Source organism: Methanocella arvoryzae MRE50 (assembly GCF_000063445.1).
Taxonomy (GTDB): domain Archaea; phylum Halobacteriota; class Methanocellia; order Methanocellales; family Methanocellaceae; genus Methanocella_A; species Methanocella_A arvoryzae.
In genome coordinates, this window is the sequence record NC_009464.1 from 1,541,926 (window position 1) to 1,562,337 (window position 20,412).

At 56.2% G+C, this 20,412-nt stretch carries 21 protein-coding genes and 1 tRNA gene; 14 read left to right on the plus strand and 8 right to left on the minus strand.

Annotation, left to right across the window (positions count from 1 at the left end; genetic code table 11):
- Positions 1-51: 51 nt before the first annotated feature.
- A complete protein-coding gene (locus RCI_RS07740; protein ID WP_012035869.1) occupies positions 52-495 on the minus strand; it encodes a hypothetical protein in 444 nt (147 codons plus the stop codon).
- 634 nt (positions 496-1,129) lie between these two features.
- Between RCI_RS07740 and RCI_RS15740 the strand changes: the two genes are divergently transcribed.
- From RCI_RS15740 to RCI_RS07760, 4 genes are all read left to right on the plus strand, one after another.
- Entirely contained in the window at positions 1,130-1,516 is a 387-nt protein-coding gene (locus RCI_RS15740) for a helix-turn-helix domain-containing protein (protein WP_012035870.1), read from the plus strand.
- Between the two features lie 24 nt (positions 1,517-1,540).
- The gene (locus RCI_RS07750) at positions 1,541-2,491 is read left to right on the plus strand and encodes an ABC transporter ATP-binding protein (RefSeq protein ID WP_012035871.1); all 951 of its coding nucleotides are present in this window, start codon (positions 1,541-1,543) and stop codon (positions 2,489-2,491) included.
- Entirely contained in the window at positions 2,488-3,828 is a 1,341-nt protein-coding gene (locus RCI_RS07755) for a carboxypeptidase regulatory-like domain-containing protein (RefSeq protein ID WP_012035872.1), read from the plus strand. The genes RCI_RS07750 and RCI_RS07755 overlap by 4 nt, the downstream gene beginning before the upstream one ends.
- 443 nt (positions 3,829-4,271) lie before the next feature.
- Positions 4,272-4,706 carry an Hsp20/alpha crystallin family protein gene (locus tag RCI_RS07760; protein ID WP_012035873.1) on the plus strand — a complete coding sequence of 145 codons (435 nt, stop codon included), beginning with the start codon at positions 4,272-4,274 and terminating at the stop codon, positions 4,704-4,706.
- 613 nt (positions 4,707-5,319) lie between these two features.
- Here RCI_RS07760 and RCI_RS07765 read toward each other — a convergent pair.
- Positions 5,320-5,868: a YkgJ family cysteine cluster protein gene (locus tag RCI_RS07765; protein ID WP_012035874.1), complete on the minus strand. Its 549-nt coding sequence runs from the start codon at positions 5,866-5,868 to the stop codon at positions 5,320-5,322.
- On the minus strand, positions 5,865-6,506 hold the full coding sequence (locus RCI_RS07770; RefSeq protein WP_012035875.1) for a hypothetical protein: 642 nt from the start codon (positions 6,504-6,506) through the stop codon (positions 5,865-5,867). Before RCI_RS07770 ends, RCI_RS07765 begins: the two co-directional genes overlap by 4 nt.
- A gap of 161 nt (positions 6,507-6,667) precedes the next feature.
- Between RCI_RS07770 and purT the strand changes: the two genes are divergently transcribed.
- Genes purT through RCI_RS07785 form a run of 3 tightly spaced genes read left to right on the plus strand, consistent with a single transcriptional unit; the run spans position 6,668 to position 9,362 of the window.
- On the plus strand, positions 6,668-7,948 hold the full coding sequence (gene purT, locus RCI_RS07775) for a formate-dependent phosphoribosylglycinamide formyltransferase (RefSeq protein ID WP_012035876.1): 1,281 nt from the start codon (positions 6,668-6,670) through the stop codon (positions 7,946-7,948).
- Positions 7,949-7,977: 29 nt separating this feature from the next.
- Positions 7,978-8,136 (plus strand): 4Fe-4S binding protein, encoded by a 159-nt coding sequence (locus tag RCI_RS07780; protein ID WP_048198259.1) that lies wholly within the window; start codon positions 7,978-7,980, stop codon positions 8,134-8,136.
- Positions 8,137-8,138: 2 nt separating this feature from the next.
- Entirely contained in the window at positions 8,139-9,362 is a 1,224-nt protein-coding gene (locus RCI_RS07785; protein WP_012035877.1) for a phytoene desaturase family protein, read from the plus strand.
- 68 nt (positions 9,363-9,430) lie between these two features.
- Here the strand turns inward: RCI_RS07785 and RCI_RS07790 are convergent, their stop codons facing one another.
- On the minus strand, positions 9,431-10,150 hold the full coding sequence (locus RCI_RS07790) for a hydrolase (RefSeq protein WP_012035878.1): 720 nt from the start codon (positions 10,148-10,150) through the stop codon (positions 9,431-9,433).
- 428 nt (positions 10,151-10,578) lie between these two features.
- Between RCI_RS07790 and RCI_RS07795 the strand changes: the two genes are divergently transcribed.
- Positions 10,579-10,650 (plus strand) — tRNA-Arg (locus RCI_RS07795).
- A gap of 189 nt (positions 10,651-10,839) precedes the next feature.
- On the opposite strand, the gene RCI_RS07800 is transcribed toward RCI_RS07795, so the two are convergent.
- Complete coding sequence (locus tag RCI_RS07800) at positions 10,840-11,532, minus strand: hypothetical protein (RefSeq protein WP_012035879.1); 693 nt, start codon at positions 11,530-11,532, stop codon at positions 10,840-10,842.
- Positions 11,533-11,699: 167 nt separating this feature from the next.
- Here RCI_RS07800 and RCI_RS07805 point away from each other — a divergent pair, with 167 nt between their 5' ends.
- From RCI_RS07805 to RCI_RS07815, 3 genes are all read left to right on the plus strand, one after another.
- Positions 11,700-12,242, plus strand: coding sequence for a redoxin domain-containing protein (locus RCI_RS07805; RefSeq protein ID WP_012035880.1), 543 nt, complete (start codon positions 11,700-11,702; stop codon positions 12,240-12,242).
- Positions 12,226-12,789 carry a DsbA family protein gene (locus tag RCI_RS07810; protein WP_048198260.1) on the plus strand — a complete coding sequence of 188 codons (564 nt, stop codon included), beginning with the start codon at positions 12,226-12,228 and terminating at the stop codon, positions 12,787-12,789. The genes RCI_RS07805 and RCI_RS07810 overlap by 17 nt, the downstream gene beginning before the upstream one ends.
- A 65-nt stretch (positions 12,790-12,854) precedes the next feature.
- On the plus strand, positions 12,855-14,273 hold the full coding sequence (locus RCI_RS07815) for an MFS transporter (RefSeq protein WP_012035882.1): 1,419 nt from the start codon (positions 12,855-12,857) through the stop codon (positions 14,271-14,273).
- A 364-nt stretch (positions 14,274-14,637) separates the two neighbouring features.
- Here the strand turns inward: RCI_RS07815 and RCI_RS07820 are convergent, their stop codons facing one another.
- Together RCI_RS07820 and RCI_RS07825 are read right to left on the minus strand one after the other, a co-directional pair.
- Positions 14,638-15,546: a PHP domain-containing protein gene (locus RCI_RS07820; RefSeq protein ID WP_081477303.1), complete on the minus strand. Its 909-nt coding sequence runs from the start codon at positions 15,544-15,546 to the stop codon at positions 14,638-14,640.
- 64 nt (positions 15,547-15,610) lie between these two features.
- Positions 15,611-16,237 (minus strand): FmdE family protein, encoded by a 627-nt coding sequence (locus RCI_RS07825; RefSeq protein WP_012035884.1) that lies wholly within the window; start codon positions 16,235-16,237, stop codon positions 15,611-15,613.
- A gap of 299 nt (positions 16,238-16,536) precedes the next feature.
- On the opposite strand from RCI_RS07825, the gene RCI_RS07830 reads away from it, so the two are divergent.
- Positions 16,537-17,415 (plus strand): CBS domain-containing protein, encoded by an 879-nt coding sequence (locus tag RCI_RS07830; protein ID WP_012035885.1) that lies wholly within the window; start codon positions 16,537-16,539, stop codon positions 17,413-17,415.
- Positions 17,416-17,481: 66 nt separating this feature from the next.
- Here RCI_RS07830 and RCI_RS07835 read toward each other — a convergent pair whose 3' ends face one another.
- Complete coding sequence (locus tag RCI_RS07835) at positions 17,482-18,570, minus strand: NAD(P)-dependent glycerol-1-phosphate dehydrogenase (RefSeq protein WP_269446497.1); 1,089 nt, start codon at positions 18,568-18,570, stop codon at positions 17,482-17,484.
- Positions 18,571-18,605: 35 nt separating this feature from the next.
- On the opposite strand from RCI_RS07835, the gene RCI_RS07840 reads away from it, so the two are divergent.
- Together RCI_RS07840 and RCI_RS07845 are read left to right on the plus strand one after the other, a co-directional pair.
- Positions 18,606-19,448: a DUF63 family protein gene (locus tag RCI_RS07840; protein ID WP_048198262.1), complete on the plus strand. Its 843-nt coding sequence runs from the start codon at positions 18,606-18,608 to the stop codon at positions 19,446-19,448.
- A 35-nt stretch (positions 19,449-19,483) separates the two neighbouring features.
- The gene (locus RCI_RS07845; RefSeq protein ID WP_052309932.1) at positions 19,484-20,056 is read left to right on the plus strand and encodes a stage II sporulation protein M; all 573 of its coding nucleotides are present in this window, start codon (positions 19,484-19,486) and stop codon (positions 20,054-20,056) included.
- Positions 20,057-20,412 lie beyond the last annotated feature (356 nt).

Sequence of the window (20,412 nt, forward strand, 5' to 3'; positions counted from 1 at the left end):
CCACCAAGCACCTATAAAAAAATAAAATGCCACAACCATTTTTATGGCATTTTAGCTTACAGTGTAGCTTTTATCTTTACTGTCGTAAGTTCCCGGCGTTCCTTTCGTCAGGGAATACTCATGCTTAACGGTAAGCGTGTGTCCCCCTGACGAAGACATAGCGGTGGCAGTTGCGTCCGGTCCCCAAGCGTAATGGTAGCTAATTCCGTCAGCTTTCTGGACATATCCCTGGTTTTGAAGGTTATCCGAATACCATGAGGCCATAGGATAGTAATACGAGTTAGGTATATCATTTTCTAACGTGTTCTGCCAAGTAAGAGATCCACCGCCGGATACCGTGGGGGTTCCTGTAGCTTCAGTGTAATACGAAACACCACTGGAATATAACTTCGTCCATTCAACGTTCGAAAAAGAGTACGCCGATGCTGTTCCGCTGGTGACTACCGCGAGTACTGCTGCGGCGAGCACCAAAGTCATGATCCAATTCTTCGCCATAAATTACACCTTTGTAGAGTAAGTAAGCACAGCAAACCCGGCCAGGACATGACAGGGCAGTCTGGGTAGAGCCCTGATCCCGCCCCGGCCGGGCGCCTTAAACTCACTTACAGGTTTAGTAAGCAATGCGTCTGGTATCACACGAGAACGGCAAACGTCATTACTGAGTTTATTCGTTAAAGTCTGCCCGCCCCCCGTGCACCGGGCGCTGTGTTTCCAAACTTTTTTACGATAAGTGCCTATTTATATTTTATGCATATACGTGACTTAAGTGACGGGTTAATCAGGGAAAAGTCGGATTTCGATTGATAAAATCGGCAACCTGCTACGTGTTTTACACACATAGATGTAATGACAAAAATTATAACAAGTAGTTTATTAATAATTATTTATCATCTGACCGTCATCAAATTTTACTCTGGTTAATATTAATCACACCACTTTTATAATACCTTTACCCTCATAGCTTCACAGAATTAACCGCACTTGTTGCCATACTACGAACTTCCGCAGCAAAACCCGTTTTGAAAGGAAACCCGTTAATGCTGGCTCATTAACCGATTATGATATAAAACTTATATATAACCATAGAAAACAATAGATTGGCAGAGTGTGGTGATACGGAGATGATAACATGGAAAACAACAGTAAGGGATCGCCTGATATCGGGCGTATATACAGCGCTTTAAACAGTAGCAGGGTTCGCCAGGACGTATACGAATACTTGTGTTCGATATACCCGCGGAAGGCTTTTATCCAGGAGCTGTCGAAGGAGACCCGCCACAGCGTGACAAACCTTAAAGGCAGCCTGGAAGGCGACGGGATATCGTTCTCTTATGATGACGCCCTTATCGAGCTGGGCCTCGCGGAATCCGCCGAAATCAGGCTATACCGAAAGATAGCCAAATCCTTCGGAGCCACAGAGCAAGGATTCAGAATCAGGGACCGGCTTAGGAACTACAAGCGCAGCATAGGCCCGACACACACACACACTCAACCTTTACCGGAACAAGGAAGCTAATGAAAAAGATTCGAGGATGACAGGATGGGACAAGCAGTAATAGAGACACAGAACCTCACGAAGCTGTACGATCAGAAAGCAGTCGTCAACAACCTGAGCTTCACAGTAGACGCAGGCGAGATCTTCGGCTTTCTCGGCCCTAACGGCGCTGGCAAGAGTACTACCATGAAGATGCTCCTCGGACTGGTACAGCCCACCTCGGGCACCGGCAAAGTCGCCGGGCACGACATCATCCACGACGTTTTAGAAGTGAGGAAGGCCTGCGGCGTCCTTCCCGACCCGTATGGTTTCTACGAGAACCAGACTGCGTGGCAGAACCTCAAATTCTACTGCGAATTGTACGACATCCACGGCAAGGAACTGGAAGAAAAGGTGAATAAGACCCTGGACAAGGTGGGATTGCATGATGCCAAGCACAAGAAGGTACACAAGTTCAGTAAAGGCATGAAGCAAAGGCTCGGCGTCGCCCAGGTCATCGTCCACGACCCGCAGGTGATGATGTTCGACGAGCCCACCGCCGGCATCGACCCACAGGGCGCCGAGGACTTTCGCAACCTCATGCTGGAAATGAAGGCCAAAGGTAAAACAATATTCCTGACTTCGCATGTAATGCCCGAAGTAGAGGCGATCTGTGACCGTATCGGTATCATCGTGAACGGCGAGATGAAGATCTGCGGCAACGTCGATCAGCTCGTGGAGCAGTTCTCGAGACGGCAGGGCTACCAGCTCAGGTTAAGAGTGAAAGAGATCGACGAGCCGGTCGTGAGGAATTCCATTTCAGGCATCACCGGCATCTCCACTGTAGCAAGGAATAATGGTTTCTATGTGATCAACGCCTCCGAGGACGTCTCGGAAGACGTATCCAGAGCAGTCTGCAGGACCGGCGGCCTCGTCACCGAGCTAGACGTTTACCGGCCCACTTTGAACGAGATCTTCTTAGAGGTCACCCGGCCCGTAGCAGCGGTGAAAGAATGAAGCTCTCAACCATATTACTCCTCCCAATCCTCCTATCACTATTTTTAATAGCCACCTCCACCTCTGCCCTCGCTGACTCCCCCGTCTCGGTCCTGGTGAAGGATAAGAATGGGGCGGTCGGCGGGGCCCTGGTGTCCGTGCAGGTCAACGGCATCACCCATTCAACGCAGACCGACCTGAACGGTATCGGCAACTTCTCCCTGCCCCCGGGCCAGTACTACTTCACCGCCTCAAAAACAGGATATGCGAGTGGAAGCGGCACTGCAACGGTCGGCGACAATTCCACGGTTACTATCATTCTTACCAATCTGTACACGCTCAGCGGCACCGTGATCGATTCGGCTACTGGCCAGCCAGTAAAGGATGCTGCAATAACGATCACTAACAAGGAGACAGATAAGTCGTACACCGGCGGCACCAACGACAACGGCGTATTCAGCATTCCCGTCTCCAACGGTTACTACAGTGTTACTGTCAGGGCTCCATTCTACCAGCTAACCGTAATGGATGACAAGGGTGCAGGGTACCACGTGCTGGACAGCAGCCTGTACATCGGGTACCTGCCAATTGCTACTGATAATAATATTACTAGTTTGAACGGCGTGAAGCTGACTACAGATTACCCTGGGAAAGTCATCAAAGTCAACCAGACTGTCACCTTCGACGTCACGTTGACTAACAATGGTATCGTGGATAAGTCGTACGCTGTCAGTGTAAAGGATGCTCCCGCCGGGTGGAACGTTCAATTACTGTCAGGCTCGGACGTGATCAGCCGGGTGTTCGTAGAGAAGGGCTCCTCCAGGACTTTCCAAGTAAAAACTACTCCGTTATCGGCAGGCAGTCACGTGATTACTATTGTAGCGGGCAGCGAAGGCGACTCTGGCCAAGTGCAATTGTACGTGGACTCCACGATAGATACCGACTACAAGTTAGAGTTCTCGATGCCGGAGAATCTCAGCCTTGCGGCAGGGACGAGCAAGAACGTGGACGTCTACGTTAAGAATAATGGCTCGGGTAAGCTTTCCAGTGTAAGGATCGACATGGGAAATGATGACATCCCAGAATCGCTGAACGCCGAGGTAGTGACTCGCGAAGCGAGCGAGCTTGCCCCGGGCGAGTCGAAGCGGTTCGTAGTCAAGATAACGGCCAAGGCGGACGCTTCCGAAGGCACGGAAAGACTGTATATGCGAGCGGTGAGCGCAGAGGCGAAGACGGAGCAGAAGTACATCGAAGTAAGTGTGACCCGGAGCAATTCCTGGCTCGGCATCGGCATCGGCATAGCCCTGTTAGCGATTCTGGCCTTCGGCTTCATCGTCTGGAAATACGGCCGCCGCTGACCTGAGTGAAGTAAAGATTATCAAAACCCCTGGTTACTCCAATACCAGCACTGCAAGCAATGGCAGGTTTTTCACCTCCTGCCAGAACCCACCATACAAGGCACCGGGGAGCACCCCGCTTTTCCCCGGTGCATACCTCCTGGTTAATGCACTGTCTCCGTGCCGCCGTGGACAAAAAAGGGTTCCTATATATGCGGCTCACCATTGTCTCCGTGCCGCCGTGCCGCCGTGGTTAACATAACCATCGGGCCGGTCGTGGACCGCATTGTCTCCGTGCCGCCGTGCCGCCGTGGTTAGAAAACATTGTGTCTTTGTGCCGTTGTGGTTACTAGTCGTTGTGTCCCACCGTGTCATTGTGGTAAACAATCTGGCCCGAATTTCCCGCGGGCAAGTTTTGTGCACTTCCGCACAGATATTCCTTAACAGAATCAGGAGGATCGCAGATGAGAGAATACTTACTGGACCCGATGGATGAGCTGCGGAGAATGCAGGAGAGGCTGAGCAGGATCATGGGCGAGATGGAAATGCCCATGGCGGCAGGAGAGCGAGGGGTGCAGGTGCCCCACGTGGACGTCAGGGAGCATGAGAACGAGATCATCGTCACCGCCGACTTGCCTGGCGTCAGCAAGGAGGATATCAGCATCGATGTTAAGGAAGGCAACGTGCTGGAAATCTCGGCCCAGAAGAAGATGGAGAGCCAGAAAGAGGAAAAGGGCTACATCCGCCACGAGCGGGGCTACTCTAAGTTCTACCGCTCCATATCCCTGCCCTCTGACGTGGACAAGAGCAAGGCGAAGGCGACCTACAACAACGGCGTGCTGGAGATCACCCTGCCGGTGACAGAGAAGCACAAGACCCACGGCATACCGATCTCCTGAGTTTTTCTACACGACCAACAACGAAAATCCCCGGGAGGTCCGGGAGTTCCCGGGAGGCGGAGGAGGATTTTCAGGCTGGGAGGTTGAGGAGGGTGGAGAGGTCTGAAAGGAGGTTCTGGAGTGTGGAAAGGTCTGAGAGGATAACGATATTATTAGAGTTTTTCTGATGAACGCTCGTACCTTTTACACGAAGCATAGTCATATGAAAAATGCCTTATATGGGCTATGGTTATAGGGCCGCCAGGCACTCGCCTTATGAAAAATGGGATATTCAGGTAGAGGCTATGAAAAATCAGTAGTTGGCCCTGTATAGGTCGAAAATACCGCCAAGAGCGCCAAGGAGCCAAGCTCGCCAAGAGCCAATTTTTCATGGAACGCCAAGGACTTTGTGATAAGGATCAGAAGATATCGCTAAAAAAATTTTGGCGTTCCATGAAAATGTGTATCTTGGCGTGCTTGGCACCTTGGCGAGCTTGGCGGTATTTTAAACTCACACAGGGCTAACTTTCAATTTCTCATAGCTTCAACATGAATATTTCATTTTTCATATGGTGAGTGCCTGGCGGTATTTTCGACTCACATAGGGCCAACTGGACATGAAATAATAAACAGCTCACCTGTTCCGGCCTCGCCCGGAGGTGTGCCGGTTCCACCCGTGGGGCCTCATCTCATCTTTCAGCCGCTCCAGGACGTTGAACACGACGGGGCAGACCGAGGCGTTGTTCACGGCGCTTATCAACCGGTGCCGGAAGCCCTCTTTTTGCAGGTGGGGATATGACCAGCAGTCGTGCGGCCTGGCAGCGTAACAAGTACAAAGGTCGTCCTTCAGCAGCGGGCACGGTTTTTGGTTGAAGGTAAGCTCGCCCCAGTCGTCGTCCATCTTCAGGTACCTGGAGGTAACCTCGTCTGAGGTAATGCCGAGCGAGCCGGCGAGCCGGCCCACGTCTTCGTCGTCCAGCAGTGGGGCAGTGCTGCAGCACCGGGCGCAGGACGTGCAGTCGATCTTCGCCGCTTCCTGGCCGTATAGCTCATGGACCATGCGGTCGACCTCCGCGTCGGGCAGGTCGCACTCTTCCTTGAGGAAGGCGCGGAACCGCCAGTTCTCGTCCTGCTTTCTGTCAGCCAGGCGGTCGATGCTCGCCACATCACAACTACAGATCATATGAACATTCCCTGTTTCCCGAAGATCCGGTTCGTCTTGAAGAAGGCCGCAAACCGCCGGATATCTTCAGTATCTGCCGGTATTCTCTGATAAAAGTTCTCGTACGCCCTCAGCATGCGGTTCTCTGTCTTTTGGTCGAAGGCGAAGAAGATGCCGGAGGTCATGCTGAAGCTCTTCAGCGGCACGATTCGCAGGAACAGCAAGGTGTTCCACGAGTAAGACATGCTCAGTCCGTTGTCGATGATCTGTATCCTGCCCCTGTTGCCCAGGACATCATCGAGATCGACGGTCCGGTTCTCCCTGGATACTGCAGCTTCTTTGAAAAGCGATGTATAAGACGACCGCAGGCCCTCGAGAATCTCCTGCTCGATCTCGTCGGCCCCGCCGACTTTATTGGCGTATCGCTCGACGGCGGTTTTTCCGTCTTTCAGGCAGTCGTTGAGAGCGAAGTCCATGAGGACGTCGGACTCCTGCACGTCCTCTAACATGATCTTGCCATTCTCGACCATGCCTAGCAACTCTGCTGCTTTAAGGATAGTCTCCCTATCGAGGCAGGACTGGATCAGCTTGTTGTTGAGCTCCTTATTCTTCTTCCGGTACAGGTTGTATTTTGCGATCAGGTCTGCCTGCTGCCCCATGAATAATGCTCTGGCTGTATTTTATACAAATATTTTTTTAAGCGTTCGGCGGTTCCTGCAGCAACGCCAGCATAGCCGGCTGCAACCCCCGGTTTTTTCGTGGACAGCTAAAGCTTTTATCTTTCCCGCCCTTCATATGATTTAGTCAAGAGGTAGCTGCCATGGGTATCACAGCACGGAAAGTTTTAGGGACTCCATACGCAAACGGGGCAAAACTCATGTTTCTCGGCGCCGGGGAACTGGGCAAGGAGACGATGATCGAGGCGCAGCGGATGGGCATCGAGATCGTCGCCGTCGACCGGTACGCCAATTCGCCGGGCATGCAGGTGGCGCACAGGTCGTACGTGACCAACATGAAGAGCGAGCGGGCGCTGCTGGCCATCGTTGAAAAAGAGAAGCCTGATGCGATCATCCCGGAGATCGAGGCGATTAACACGGACACGCTCTTCAAACTAGAAAAGGAGGGCTTCTTCGTGGCGCCCTGTGCAAACGCCGTTTGGACGGCCATGCACCGGGAGCGGCTTCGAGAGGCGATCGCCTCCACCGGGGCCAGGACTTCGAAGTACGAGTACGCCACAGACCTGGAATCGTTCAAGGCCGCGTGCAAGAAGATCGGCTTCCCCTGCGTGTCCAAGCCCATCATGTCGTCGAGCGGCAAGGGCTCTTACGTGCTGAAATCCTCGAAAGATGTAGAGAAGGCCTTCAAGGAGGCGGCCAAGGCCAGGGGCTCCTCGGACAAGATCATTGTAGAGGAGTTCATCGACTTCGACGTCGAGATCACCGCCCTCTCGGTCCGGTATTTGAACGGGAAGGGCAAGCCCGAGAGCAAGTTTGTCAGGCCGCTGGGCCATTACCAGATCGAGGGCGACTACCATGCTTCCTGGCACCCGTGGACCGATGCCACGGATAAGAAGATCGATAAGCTGGAGAAGGAGATCTACGACTACGCCGGCCGCATTATGGACAAGCTGGGCGGCTATGGCCTGTTCGCCCACGAGATGTTCGTGGATACGAAGAACGGCAAGGTGTATGCTAACGAGACGGCGTGCCGGCCCCACGACACCGGCCTGGTGACCATCGCCAGCATGCCCTTCGGGTACTCGGAGTTCGCGCTGCACGCGAAAGCCGTATTGGGCATCCCCATCGCCTGCGAAGGCAAGGTCATCCAGCCCCGCTCTACGGCGGCGTCCCACGTGATCCTGTCCCACACCGAGGGCTGGTACCCCCAGTTCAAGGTCGATGGCGCCTACGCTCCCGATACCAACGTGCTGATCTTCGGCAAGCCGGAGGCCTACGAGGAGCGCCGCCTGGGCGTGGTCCTGGCCACTGCGGGCACCGTGGAGGACGCGAAGAAGAAGGCTCAGAAGGCTGCTCACACGGTCAAAGTGTCTGCGAACGATAAGTGGGCAGGGCAGGAAATAACGGAAAAGCATTATAGGTAGAATGGGCTATAAAAACGACAGATGGTTTCATGAGGATCGCTGAAACTTGTGTCGGCTGCGGGCAGTGCAAGGTGTTCTGCCCCGCCGGCGCCATAAAAACCTGCGGCATCAGCAGGATAACCGAAAGCTGCACAGAATGCGGCACATGCAAGGGATACTGCCCGATAGGCGCCATCAGGGAGGACTGAAGTTGAAGATAGCAGTGATCGGCGCCGGGCTGGGCGGCCTGCTCTCTGCGGCCGCCCTGTCTAAAGAGCACGACGTCACGGTATACGAGCAGCTGGACATGTACGGCGGCCGTTTCACAAACCTGCCTTACAAGGGTTTCCAGCTCACCACGGGCGCTTTCCACATGATACCCCATGGCCCGACCGGCCCGCTGGCTCTTCTGCTGAAAGACGTGGGCGCCGACGTCGAGATCGTCAGGTCGAAGCCTGAGGGTACCGTCCTGATGCAGGACGGCAAGCTGGTCAGCGCCATGAACTTCGTCGACGTGCTGTCGCCGGCGACCAAGCTGAAGGTGCCGCTGCTGGCGATGAAGGCTCTCGGCCAGAAAACAGGCACCGCCGCAGATTTCCTCAAAGGCTTCCCGGACATGCTGCCCCTCGCAGACAGCTTCTGCGGATGGGCGCTCTCGGCTACCGCCGCTAACACTCCGATGGAAGAGATCGCCGCGATCCTGAAGAACATGCAGAAGTACGGTATGCCTGGAATACCCATGGGAGGCTGCAGCGGCGTCGTCGACGCGCTCGCAGGCGTGGTAGAGGACAACGGCGGCCGCATCAACCTGAGCACCAGGGTGGACGCGGTCAAGGTAGAGGACGGCAGGGCTACGGGCGTATCCGTGGCCGGACAGAATGTCCCGGTCGACGCGGTCATCTCCAACATCGGGCACCAGCTGACCTCTAAGCTTTACGACCGGAAGTACCTGGAGCCGAAGTACGCCGAAGTGCTGACGAAGGTAAAGCCTTCGGCCGGCATCAAGATCTGCCTCGCGGCGGAAGAGCCCCTCGTCGGCCACCCCGGCGTGCTGTTCACCCCGTATACCAGGAGGGTGAACGGCATCAACGAGGTCACCCACACGGATCCTTCTTTAGCCCCGAAGGGCATGCACCTCACCATGTCCCACCAGACCTTGCGGAGTGCCGACATGCAGCAGGAAATTAAGCTCGGCCTGGAGGACTTGAAGAAGATTTTCCCCGGCAAGAAGTACTCGGTGCTTATGGTCCAGTCCTACAAGGACGACTGGCCGGTCAACCGCATTTCCTCCGGCTACGACCTCGGCAACCTGACGCCGGTCAAAGGCCTCTTCGTGGTAGGCGACGGCGCCAAGGGCAAGGGAGGCATTGAGGTAGAGGGCGTCGCGCTCGGCGTGCGGAACATGCTCGAATTATTCGAGAAAGCGTACGGATAGATGGAATCCGGGCTCCTGGCCTCGATTGAGCCAGCCTGCGAGCACGAGCGGGCAATGTCCGCCCGTTTTCACGCCTGCGCTTCCTTTCTGGCCGACTGTGCCGGCTCCGCTTCGCCGTGTGCCTTTGGCACGTAGTTATGGAACTCGTTGACCTCGTGCTCTATCGTGAGATACCAGCCCCAGGCCTCGCCCTGCTCGATGTTTGCCTTGATCCAGCCCGGCACGGTTTCTTTGCGGGCCCAGTCCCGCTGGAGTTCGCATCCGACCCCGTTCCACGTCGTCAGCTGTGCCCCGGCCTGAACCGCGCGGTTCAGGGCTGCCTGATGCGATTCTATCGAGGTGCCTCCCAGGCAATCGATGACCGGATACACTTCGTAGCCTTCCTTCAAAGCGTCGAGCGCGGGGAATATCAGGCAGGCTTCCGTCCACAGCGCAGCCATGAGCAGCTTCTTGCGGCCGGTCGCCTTGACCGCGTTAACAAATTCCTCGTCCTCCCACGAGTTTATGGTCGTCCTGTCGATCTCCCGCACTTCCGGGATTATGCTGCGTAGCTGTGGAATCGTTGGCGGGTTCACGCCGTTAGTGACGTTGACCGTGGTGAGGATAATCGGAAGCCCGAAGTTCTTCGCGATTTTTGTGAGCGCGACGACGTTGTCAATCATTCGCTGGCGGTCCATCGACTTTGTCGTAAATATTTGCGGAGGCTGGTAGTCGATGAGGATCAGCACACAGTTTTTCGGCGTAAGGAGGTGATCTTCCTCCTGATTTCGGACAGGTAGAGACGTCATAGAATCATCATGCAATAAACAGTGCCTGAAATGTTAATTTTAAGCCCAATTTTCTCATTTCTCGCTTGCCCTGACCGTAAGGCCATGCTCCGGGCGGGCATGGCTTTCACAGGGTCCCGTGGTGGCACAGCGATGCCTTGAGAAGGCCGGAGCATTTAACTCCTGAGAGCCCGGGAGTGCCGGAGAAGGATCAGGATAAGCTCAGACGATTTACCGCTATGCCCCGAGTGCGTCGCCAGGCCTGCAGACGGCAAGACCTACAAGGATAAGTACGGCGAGAGTCTGGCCTTGGAGTTCGATATTGAGCGATCTCGGCCGGCAGTGACTCCGAACATTTGTCGCCAAGGTTGTTCCTGAGCAGCCGGTCGCCCGGGTAAAACGCAACTCAAAGTTTATATCTAAGTGAGTGCATTAGTGATCGTCAAAACGCCCCTATAGGGTAGTGGATATCCTTGGAGCCTCCGGAGCTCTAGACCGGGGTTCGAATCCCCGTGGGGGCGCTAAAAGTTTTAAAGGGGCTCTCGGGGGACTTTTTCAAAAGTCCCCCTGAGTCTCGACACTCGAATAAGCCCTGAAAGGGCACTTTTATAGTGATGTTTTTGAGGGGGTGACGAGGGGGGGCTTTTTACAAAAAGCCCCCCTAACACCATACAGGGATAACTTTTTTAAATGACTCCCGGGTGCAGCTTTCAGTCTCTCTTTCTCCCGGCGGCCATCAGCCCGTACCCGCACAGCACTGCCAGCAGCGCTACGATCGCCCCGAATCCGGGCGCCTTAGGCACTTCACTCTTCGCGTACAGGCGATCCATGCTGGCCATGGTCTTGCCGTTGAAGTGCCACTCTGCCTTGTTGCCCTTGATCTCGTTGGCGTTGGAGTCCACGATCTTGCCCGGCATCTCCAGGTAGTAGTCGAAGGTGATGGCGCTCAGCATCGCGTCGGACATGTTGGCGAATTCTGAGCTGGAGGGCATCTGGCCGGACGAATCGTCGTCGCCCATGGACATCTCGTAGAGGAGGAAGTCTCCGTCCCGGCTTATCTTAATGCCGCTGTCTGCGGAGGGAACGATCGAGCCCTTGAGGTCGATGATCATCTTCACATGGTCGCCGGACCATTCCTCGCTGTAGTCCACGGTATTGCCGGCCGTGCTTCCGTCCAGAGATTTAGTGTAGTTGGAGAGGATGTATTCTTTCATGCTGGAATACCCCTCGCTCTGGATGTTCTGGGCCATCAGGTTGTAGACGTACGAGGTCGTGTTGATCTCCATCTTCAGGTTGCTGATGTTGCCGCTTTTGTCGACTTTCGTGTACATGGCCACGTTCAGGCACCCGCTGATCAGGACGACTGCCAGCAGGACTGGTATGAGTAATAGGAGCTTTTTCATTAACCCACCACAGAATCATAGGTCATGCTGGGAAATAAACGCTTCCCAGGTCAGGTCACGTTCCCCGCGTTGCATTGGGCCGTGAAAAACCGGGCGATGTTTTGTTGGCATGCAGGGCATTCTTCCGTATGATCAATATCCGTGTTGCAGATACTCAGGAGGTTATTATGGAGAACGTGGATAGTTCGGCGGTCAGGAAGGACCCGTCCGAAAAGGTAGCGAAACCGCTGGCACCTGGTGCCAGAGCGCCAGATTTCGCCTTGCGTGCCGGGCATGACCAGATTGTGAAGCTGAGCGACTACAAGGGCAGGCCGTTGGTCCTCGTGTTCTACCCGGCAGATTTCAGCCCGGTCTGCACGGATGAGCTGGCGCTGTTCAATGAGGTGCTCCCCGAGTTCGAGCGGTACGGGGCCTCGATCGTGGGCATTTCGGTGGATGGCATCTGGAGCCACCAGGCCTTTGCGAAAAGCCGGAACCTCCGCTTTCCTTTGTTATCCGATTTCGAGCCGAAGGGGGAAGTTTCCCGGGCTTACGGCGTCTACAGGGAGACGGATGGGATGAGCGAGCGGGCGCTGTTCTTGATCGACGGCGACGGCATCATCCGGTGGAGCTACATATCCCCGCTGAAGGTGAACCCGGGCGCCGACGGGGTCCTCAAGGCGCTGGAAGACCTGAAGGCCGGAGGCGAGAGGGCTGCCGCAACAGTATGAGGCGCCTCATACTGAGGCGCCGAGGCTCGTCCGGCCGGTCGGCCCGGAAGACCATACGCATGGGCCGGAAAACGCCCCCGCCACTCTCGTAGAGTACGGCGATTTCGAGTGCCCGCACTGTGGGAGGGCTCATCCGGTCATCAAAGAGGTCCGGCGCAGGCTTGGCGACAGGCTGCGCTTTGCCTTCCGCCACTTTCCCATGACACAGGTGCACCCGCACTCCATGCTGGCGGCAGAGGCCGCTGAGGCTGCTGCAGCGCAGGGAAAGTTCTGGGAGATGCACGACGTGCTCTTCGAGCACCAGGATGCCCTGGAAGCCGAAGACCTGAAGCGCTATGCCGCAGGCCTGAAGCTGGACACGGGCAGATTCAACGGCGAGCTTGATAGCCATGTCTATGAAGAAGGAATCCGCAGGCAGTTCCTGGAGGGCGTGCGCAGCGGAGTAAATGGCACCCCGTCGTTCTTTATCAACGGGGCGCGGTACGACGGCCCCCCGGAAAGGGATTCACTGATAAAGGCGATTGAGGAATGTATCGCCGGCAAATGAGGCGGCCGGCCTGTTACGCGAAACTATATACTCTATCGTGCCGTTTGCTGTGATAGAGTGACGGTATGCAGCAGGCACAGCAGGAGCAGATCCCGGAACAGGTGTACAGAAACAGGTACAAGATCATGCTGGTGGTGCTCCCCAGCATCTTCATGTCGGTCATAGACGGCACGGTTACCAATATCGCGCTTCCTACGATCACTTCCTACTTCAACGTAGACGTCGCGCTGTCGCAGTGGGTGATCACCGGTTACCTCCTCACCATCACCAGCCTGTTGCTCGTGTTCGGCAAGATCTCCGAGCGCACAGGTAAAATCCCCATATTCATCGCAGGCTTCGCGATCTTCACCGTCAGCTCTCTGGCCTGTGGCCTGGCGCCTAACCTCCCGGTGCTCATCGGCTGCCGGGTACTGCAGGCCGTCGGCGGTGCCATGGTGTTCAGCATCAGCGGCGCCATCCTCTTTCAGGCTTTCCCCGTCAAAGAGAGGGGCAGGGCTATGGGCTACATCGGCTCAACCGTCGCAATAGGCGGCATCATGGGCCCGGTGGTCGGCGGGTTCCTGGTCAGCACCCTGGGCTGGCAGTACATTTTCCTGATCAACGTGCCCATCGGCGTTGTCGTGCTCCTGGCCGCGCTGGCTTACCTGCGGATGCCGGAGACGAAGTACGAAGAGGCCGGGTTTGACTGGGCGGGCACCGGGGCCCTCGTCACCGCGATGACCTCGCTGGTCCTGTGCCTGGGACAGCTGGCGGATACGGCAGCCATCACCCCGCCCATCGTCGCGCTCGCCGCCATTTTCGCCGTCTCCCTCACCGCCTTCGTGTGGATCGAGAGCCGGGCCAGATCGCCTATCCTCGACCTGGAAGTGTTCCGGATCAAGAACTTCACCCTGCCCTGCCTGAGCATGCTCCTCTTCTTCGTCGGCAGCTTTACTGTTACAATAGTGGGGCCGTTCTACTTCGAGGGCGTCATGGGCTTCACCCCTGCACAGGTAGGCATGTTTTTCCTGATCAACCCCATCATCATGATGATCGGGGCGCCGATCGGCGGGTGGCTCTACGACAAGCACCACTCGAAGTACTACAGCACTGCTGGCATGCTGATCATCACGGCGGCGATGTTCCTCTACGCCTACGCAGCTTACATTGCGAGCATCCCGGCCATCATCGCCGGCATGGTCCTCCTCGGCATTGGCGGCGCCCTGTTCCAGAGCCCCAACAATACGGAGCTGATGAGCGCCCTCCCCCGCCAGAAGCTCGGCATCGCCTCCAGCGTCTCCAGTACCGTGAGAAACCTCGGCTTCACCCTGGGCACGTCGTTCGCCGTACTGCTCCTGACAGTACAGTTCAGCCTCGCCGGCTACCATGGCCAGATCCTCGAAGCCGACCACAGCCTCCTCATCCCCGTCGTCGCGATCACAATGGCCGCCGGCGGCGTAATATGCCTGATGTCCGCCATAGCTTCGCTGCTAAGGAACGTCTGAAAAACAAACCACGGCGGGCACGGCGACGGTTCACCACAGAGGCACAGAGAAACACAGAGAACGGTTCACCACAGAGGCACAGAGAAACACAGAGAACGGTTCACCACAGAGGCACAGAGAAACACAGAGAACGGTTCACCACAGAGGCACAGAGAAACACAGAGACTTTCTAATTAGACAATTGAAGTATAATCGCCATGTTGAAATTCTCTGTGAGCCTCTGTGCCTCTGTGGTGAACCAATAACTCTGTGAGCCTCTGTGCGTCTCTGTGCCTCTGTGGTAAAACAGTACTCTATGAGCCTCTGTGCCTCTGTGGTAACTAGTTCGCTGTTTGCCTCGGTGGTGAGTAATAAGGAGCTTGTTTTATTCGAGGAGCCACCCGATGTCGATGCCGTACTCGTCGGCCTCCATCCCGGGCTCGCCGTTTTTGGCGTGGTAGTCGGAGCAGGCGGTGAGTTTCAGGCCATAGCGTCGGGCCATTTCTATCGTTTTCATGTTGAGCTGCCTTTCCATCGTCAGGCGGGCGTATGGCTCGATGTTTCTTATAAACCGCATTTTGGTCTTCTGCCGGTACTTGCAGAGCTCGACTCCGGTGCCGCCGAGCTTTTTGAACTTCTTCAACACTGCGTCGGGCCGGGCGTATTCGAAGGGGTGGGCGAGGACGGGCAGGCCTCCTGCCGCTTTGATCAGCTCGATGCATTCGGCCATGGTGAGTTCGTAGGCTTTTTTAGTCTCCACTTCGGGGAGCCGGAAGATGGCGTACAGCTCTTCCTCGGGTATCTCGATGCCTGATCTGCGGGCGGTTTCGATGATCTCTGCGGCGATGTGGGGCTTGCCCACGATGGTGCCAGACACCCGCTTCCTGACGCTCTCGAATTTTACGGGCTCGATGCCCTCGTATTTTTCGGCCAGGTAGGCGTTGACCCGGTCGAGGAGCCGCATCCGGGCTTCTACCCGGGCGTCCGCGAGCAGTTTGAGCTCGGTTTGCAGGGGGGCGTAGTCAGGGTCGATCCTCAGTCCCACTACGTGGACGTCGACGTGGCCGTCTTCGTTCCTGGTTGAGAACTCTACTCCGGGAATCAGGCGAATGCCGTGCTTTTCCGCTTCCCCGAAGGCTGCGGGGTAGCCGGCGACGGTGTCGTGATCGGTGATCGAGAGCAGGCGAATGCCAAGCTCTGAGGCCAGCTGAAATACTTCCGGGACAGTCTTGCGGCCGTCAGAACAGGTAGTGTGGATGTGTGTGTCGATCTTCATGAGCCCTCGCCGAGGCATCTAAAGATTAAGCATGATCAGACATATATATTTATGTCCGGCTCAGGGAGGAATGAAAAAGTGGTCAGTTCCTCTGGCTGCATGGCTGACAATAGTAACCGTCTATGGTTTTCCGCGCTTTGTCCGAGCTCACCGGCTCGCCGCAGCGGGCACAAATCACGTTACCGGCCCCGGGCTCACGGCCGGGGAAATCTATGGCCACTTCCCGGATGTCGAAGACTACGTCGCCCGACGTCTCCAGGATAGCCCGGCAGATTCGCTCGACGCGGCGGGGCAGATCGACGGTTTCTCCGGCTTTCGCTTCTCCGGCTGAGGTCTTTTCCCACAGGGCGGCGATTTCGGGGTCTATCCGTTCGAGGGTGTACTCAGGCCTCAGGGAGATGCGCAAGCCTTTGCCGGTGCCTTTGATCATGAAAGTGTAGACCTGTTTACCATAGTCATAGACGATCAGGTTTCCGTTGCCGATGGTTCGCCCGGTGATCACCTGCACTGCGTCCACTGCACAGCCCGCGTTCTCGACCATCACCATGACCTCGCTGTCGTCGCCGATGTGGCTGTGCAGCCAGCGCATGCCGATGTGAGAGGCGTAGTAGCCGATGGCCAGCCCCGGGCAGATGTGCCCGTGGAACTTCACCGCGCTGGAAAACGGCAGGATTAAGCCGCTCTTTTCAGGGTCGCTCTGGTAGCCCATGGTCTCTCGACTGTCAGTACACCGTCATATTATAAACACTTGATGTGAGCAGGGGAGTCTATGGCATGATAGGGCCTGAGGATACTAAATCCCCGATTCCCGCGGCGGTACTTCGATCATCGACACTTTTATAATCCGGGGCGACAGCTTTACACACGTCGTTTGGACGGCGTTTGCCGACCAGCGCCCCCTGTATTTGTGAACGTTGGCAAGGCTCGTTTAGCAAAGTATATAATGATAAAACATTATAATCTGGAAGGTTAGAGAAACGCAGTAATTCGGCAATTGACGTGATAATAATGGTTGAACTGACGGTAATCCAGAGAGAAATTTTATCTGCGCTGATCAACTTATTCCGGGAGAAGGGCCGTGCTATCAAGGGAGAGGAGATCTCGGAGCGGATCGACCGCAACCCGGGCACCGTCCGTAACCAGATGCAGTCGCTGAAAGCGCTGGGCCTCGTGGAAGGAGTGCCGGGACCCAAGGGCGGCTACAAGGCGACAAGCGCAGCATACCAGGCGTTGAACCTCTCGCACATGGACAAAGAGGCGGAAGTGCCCATCTACCGCAACGGCGAGCGAGTCCTGAACACCAACGTGGCGGACATCGATCTTAACACGGTAAGGCATCCAGACATGTGCAGGGCCAGCATCCAGATACTTGGAGACATAAGGAACTTCGACGTCGGCGACACCATTCAGATCGGCCCCACGCCAGTCAACAAGCTGATGGTCAGAGGCGACGTGGTCGGCAGGGACGACATCAGCGGCATAGTTCTGCTGAGCATCAACGAGATGATCTCGCTGCCGAAGAAGCCCGTCAAAGACTACATCAACCACAAGTTGATCACAGTCCCGTCCACCTCGACGGTCAAGGACGCTCTCGTCGCCCTCGCGAGGAACGACATCCACGGCGTCCCCGTAGAAGAGGGGGGCAAGATCGTGGGCATCATCACCTACACGGACATCGGCCGCGCCATCTCCGCAGACAAGGGCAACAGCAGGGTTACCGAGTTCATGACGCCCAGAGTCATCACCATCGAGTCGGACAAGCCCATGTATGAGGCGGTCGCCCTCATGAACAGGAACAAGATCGGCAGGCTCCTCGTCACCGAGGACGGCAGGCCCAAGGGCATGATCACCCGCGTGGACGTCATCAGCAGGCTGACGTCCTATTAAAAACAATTGCTGCCGGGCCTGGCGCCAGAATACGCCGGGACACCGGGAAGCTTTTTCTTTTCTTGCTTACTCTATGACTCCGGTCGCCCTGGCCACTTTCTCCGCGGCTTCGAGGGTGATCCCGGTATCGCCGAGGATGGTGTACCGCTCGGGCCGGATCTTGTGGGCTTCCGTCATCGCCTGGAGGATGTACTTGTCCTCGATGCCCATTTCTCTGGCGGTGACCGGGGCGCCTATCGTGTTCAGGGCGTCGCGGATCTTCTCCCAGTCGCCTCCGTGGAGGTACATCATCAGGATGGTGCCTACGCCACACTGCTCGCCATGCAGTGCAGGCTTCGGGGCGATCCGGTCCAGCACGTGGGAGAACTTGTGCTCGCTGCCGCTGGCGGGGGCGGAAGATCCGGCTATGCTCATGGCCACGCTGGACGAGACCAGCGCCTTGACCACTTCCTGTGCGGATTCCTCCAGGCCGGGCCGGATCATGTGGGCAGAGTTGACCACTATTTCCGCCGTCATCTGGGACAGAGCCGCGGCGTACTCGGAGAAATAGATGTTCCGCAGCCGCGAGGCCAGCTTCCAGTCGAGGACCGCGGTGTAGTTGGAGATGACGTCGCCGCAGCCTGCTGCCAGCAGCTTGTATGGCGATCTCACGATGATGCTGGTATCGGCCAGGACGCAGAGAGGCGCCTCGGCCTGCATGGAGACGGTCTCGCCGTCATGGCGGATGGATGCCCGGGAAGAGGCGATGCCATCGTGGGATGCTGCCGTCGGGATGCTCAGGTAGTACATGTTAAGCCGGGTCGAGGCTATCTTGGCAATGTCGATGGATTTGCCTCCGCCCACGCCCAGCAGGAACTCGGCTTTCAGCTCTCTGGCGAGGGCCTCCGCTTTCTCCACGTTCTCCATGGTCGCGTTCTCTACGAGCAGAAAGTCCGCGCCATAACCCGCTTCCCTGAGCGAATCGGCAACTATGTCGCCGGCAATCTGTTTAGTGGTCTTGCCGGTAACGATGAGACCCCGGCCCTTGAGGCGCATGCTCCTGCACAGGTCGCCCACGCTCCGGATGGCGCCAGGCCCCGCTATGACGTTCCGGGGAAGCTGCATCCACCGCTCGCTATGCTTGGAGACGCCTGTTTCCCCTTTGGATACATTTATGTCACTGTTGCTCGTATTAACACCCCAAGGTGAACATGTTGTCGTTTGACATTGGCGAGTTCGTCTACAAGTATTACATTCATCCCATCGTGTATGCCGGTGAGGGATACAATCCGGTAAACACCGTCACCTATGCCATTATCCTTGGTATAAGCCTCTTCGCCATATTAAAGGTAATGGACATGCTGAAAGTCAGGATCGACGAGAAGTTCGTCGTCTCCACCGTGCCGTTCATCATCGTGGGCGCCTCGCTCCGGGTCGTGCAGGACGTACAGCTCGTGCAGCCGCCCCTGAGCTACATGTTTATCACCCCGTTCGTCTACGTCCTTGCCTTCGTCATCACAGCCGCAGTGCTGCTGATCTGCCTCGGCCTGCAGCGGGCGGGCGTCGTCAAGGACTACTCTAAGCCCTACTTCTGGACCGGAGTCGCCGGCATCGTCATCGTTCTAGGCATGCTGTTCACCCAGGAGGTCCGGCTGTGGTGGGCCCCAGTACTCATCGTACTGCTGGCAGCCACCTTCACCGCCTCCATATACGTCATAGCAAGGCACCTGAAGCTCGACTTCCTCACCAACAAGCTGAACATCGCCATCCTCGCCGCCCACATGTTCGACGCCAGCTCCACCTTCACGGCGATCGACCTCGTCGGCGGGTGGTACGAGGAACACGTCGTCCCGGTATTCTTCATCGACCTGTTCGGCACCTCGTTCGTCATGTACGCGCTGAAGCTGGCAGTCTTCATCCCTGTCATCTACATCATCGAGAAGTATTTCAAAGATGACCCGCAGATGTACTACGGCATCAAGTTCGTGCTCCTGGTCCTCGGCGCAGGCCCCGGCATCCGGAACACACTACATATGACGTTCGTATCAGCATGACACGAAAAACGATACTTCCCGGGCCACGGACATTCGTGGCCTACCTTTACCATATCAGGGCCTACATCCTGGTGATAGCCGCGCTGTGGATTTTCTCCAGCCTCATAGGGGCGACTATGGCCCTGGCCATGCCAGAGGAGAGCCAGCAGTTTGTAGAGGTCATCAGCAACCAGATGAAGCCCCTGCTCTCCGCATCGCAGTTCGATCTGATGATCGGCATATTCCTGAACAACACCCGGGCCAGCCTGCTCGCGATGGCACTCGGCCTCGGGCTCGGCCTGCTGCCTTTACTGATCATATTCGTCAACGGCCTCGCCATGGGCCTGGTCATCGCGCTGTCAACCATGACTGCAGGCCCCTTGTTCATCGCAGCAGCCCTGATCCCCCACGGTATCATCGAGGTGCCGGTCGTCGCGATCTCCGCCGCCATCGGGCTCCGGTTCGGGCACTGCGTACTCATGGCCATCCTCCGGCAGGCTGTAGACCTCAAAAAAGAGCTTATAGAAGGCGTATCGGTCTTCGTCGTCTGGCTCGTGCCGCTGCTGTTCGTGGCCGCTTTCGTGGAGAGCTACGTGACGCTGGCGCTGGTTTACTTCCTTATGGGCTGACAACGGAGACAGCAAGACGAACGCTTGACTGTGTGTTTTCTAGTTGCTCCTGTGTAGTGAGAAAGCAATACGAACGCTGCGCTGTGCAAAACCTCACAGATTCCACGGATTGAGACAGAATCCACAGATTACGACCGATAGCACAGATAAACAAGAAAAAACTGATCGACTTTACTCTGATGATTGCTATCGGTGATCGATATTATCGTACTTATTCCATCTGTGATATCGAGTAGTAATCTGTGGATTCAGCAGCGGAATCTGTGGAATCAAACAGAATCTGTGGCATCTGTGAGGACTGGCACAGCGCAGCGTTCGTGTACGTTCATGAACACAAAGACAACAATATGCCAGTA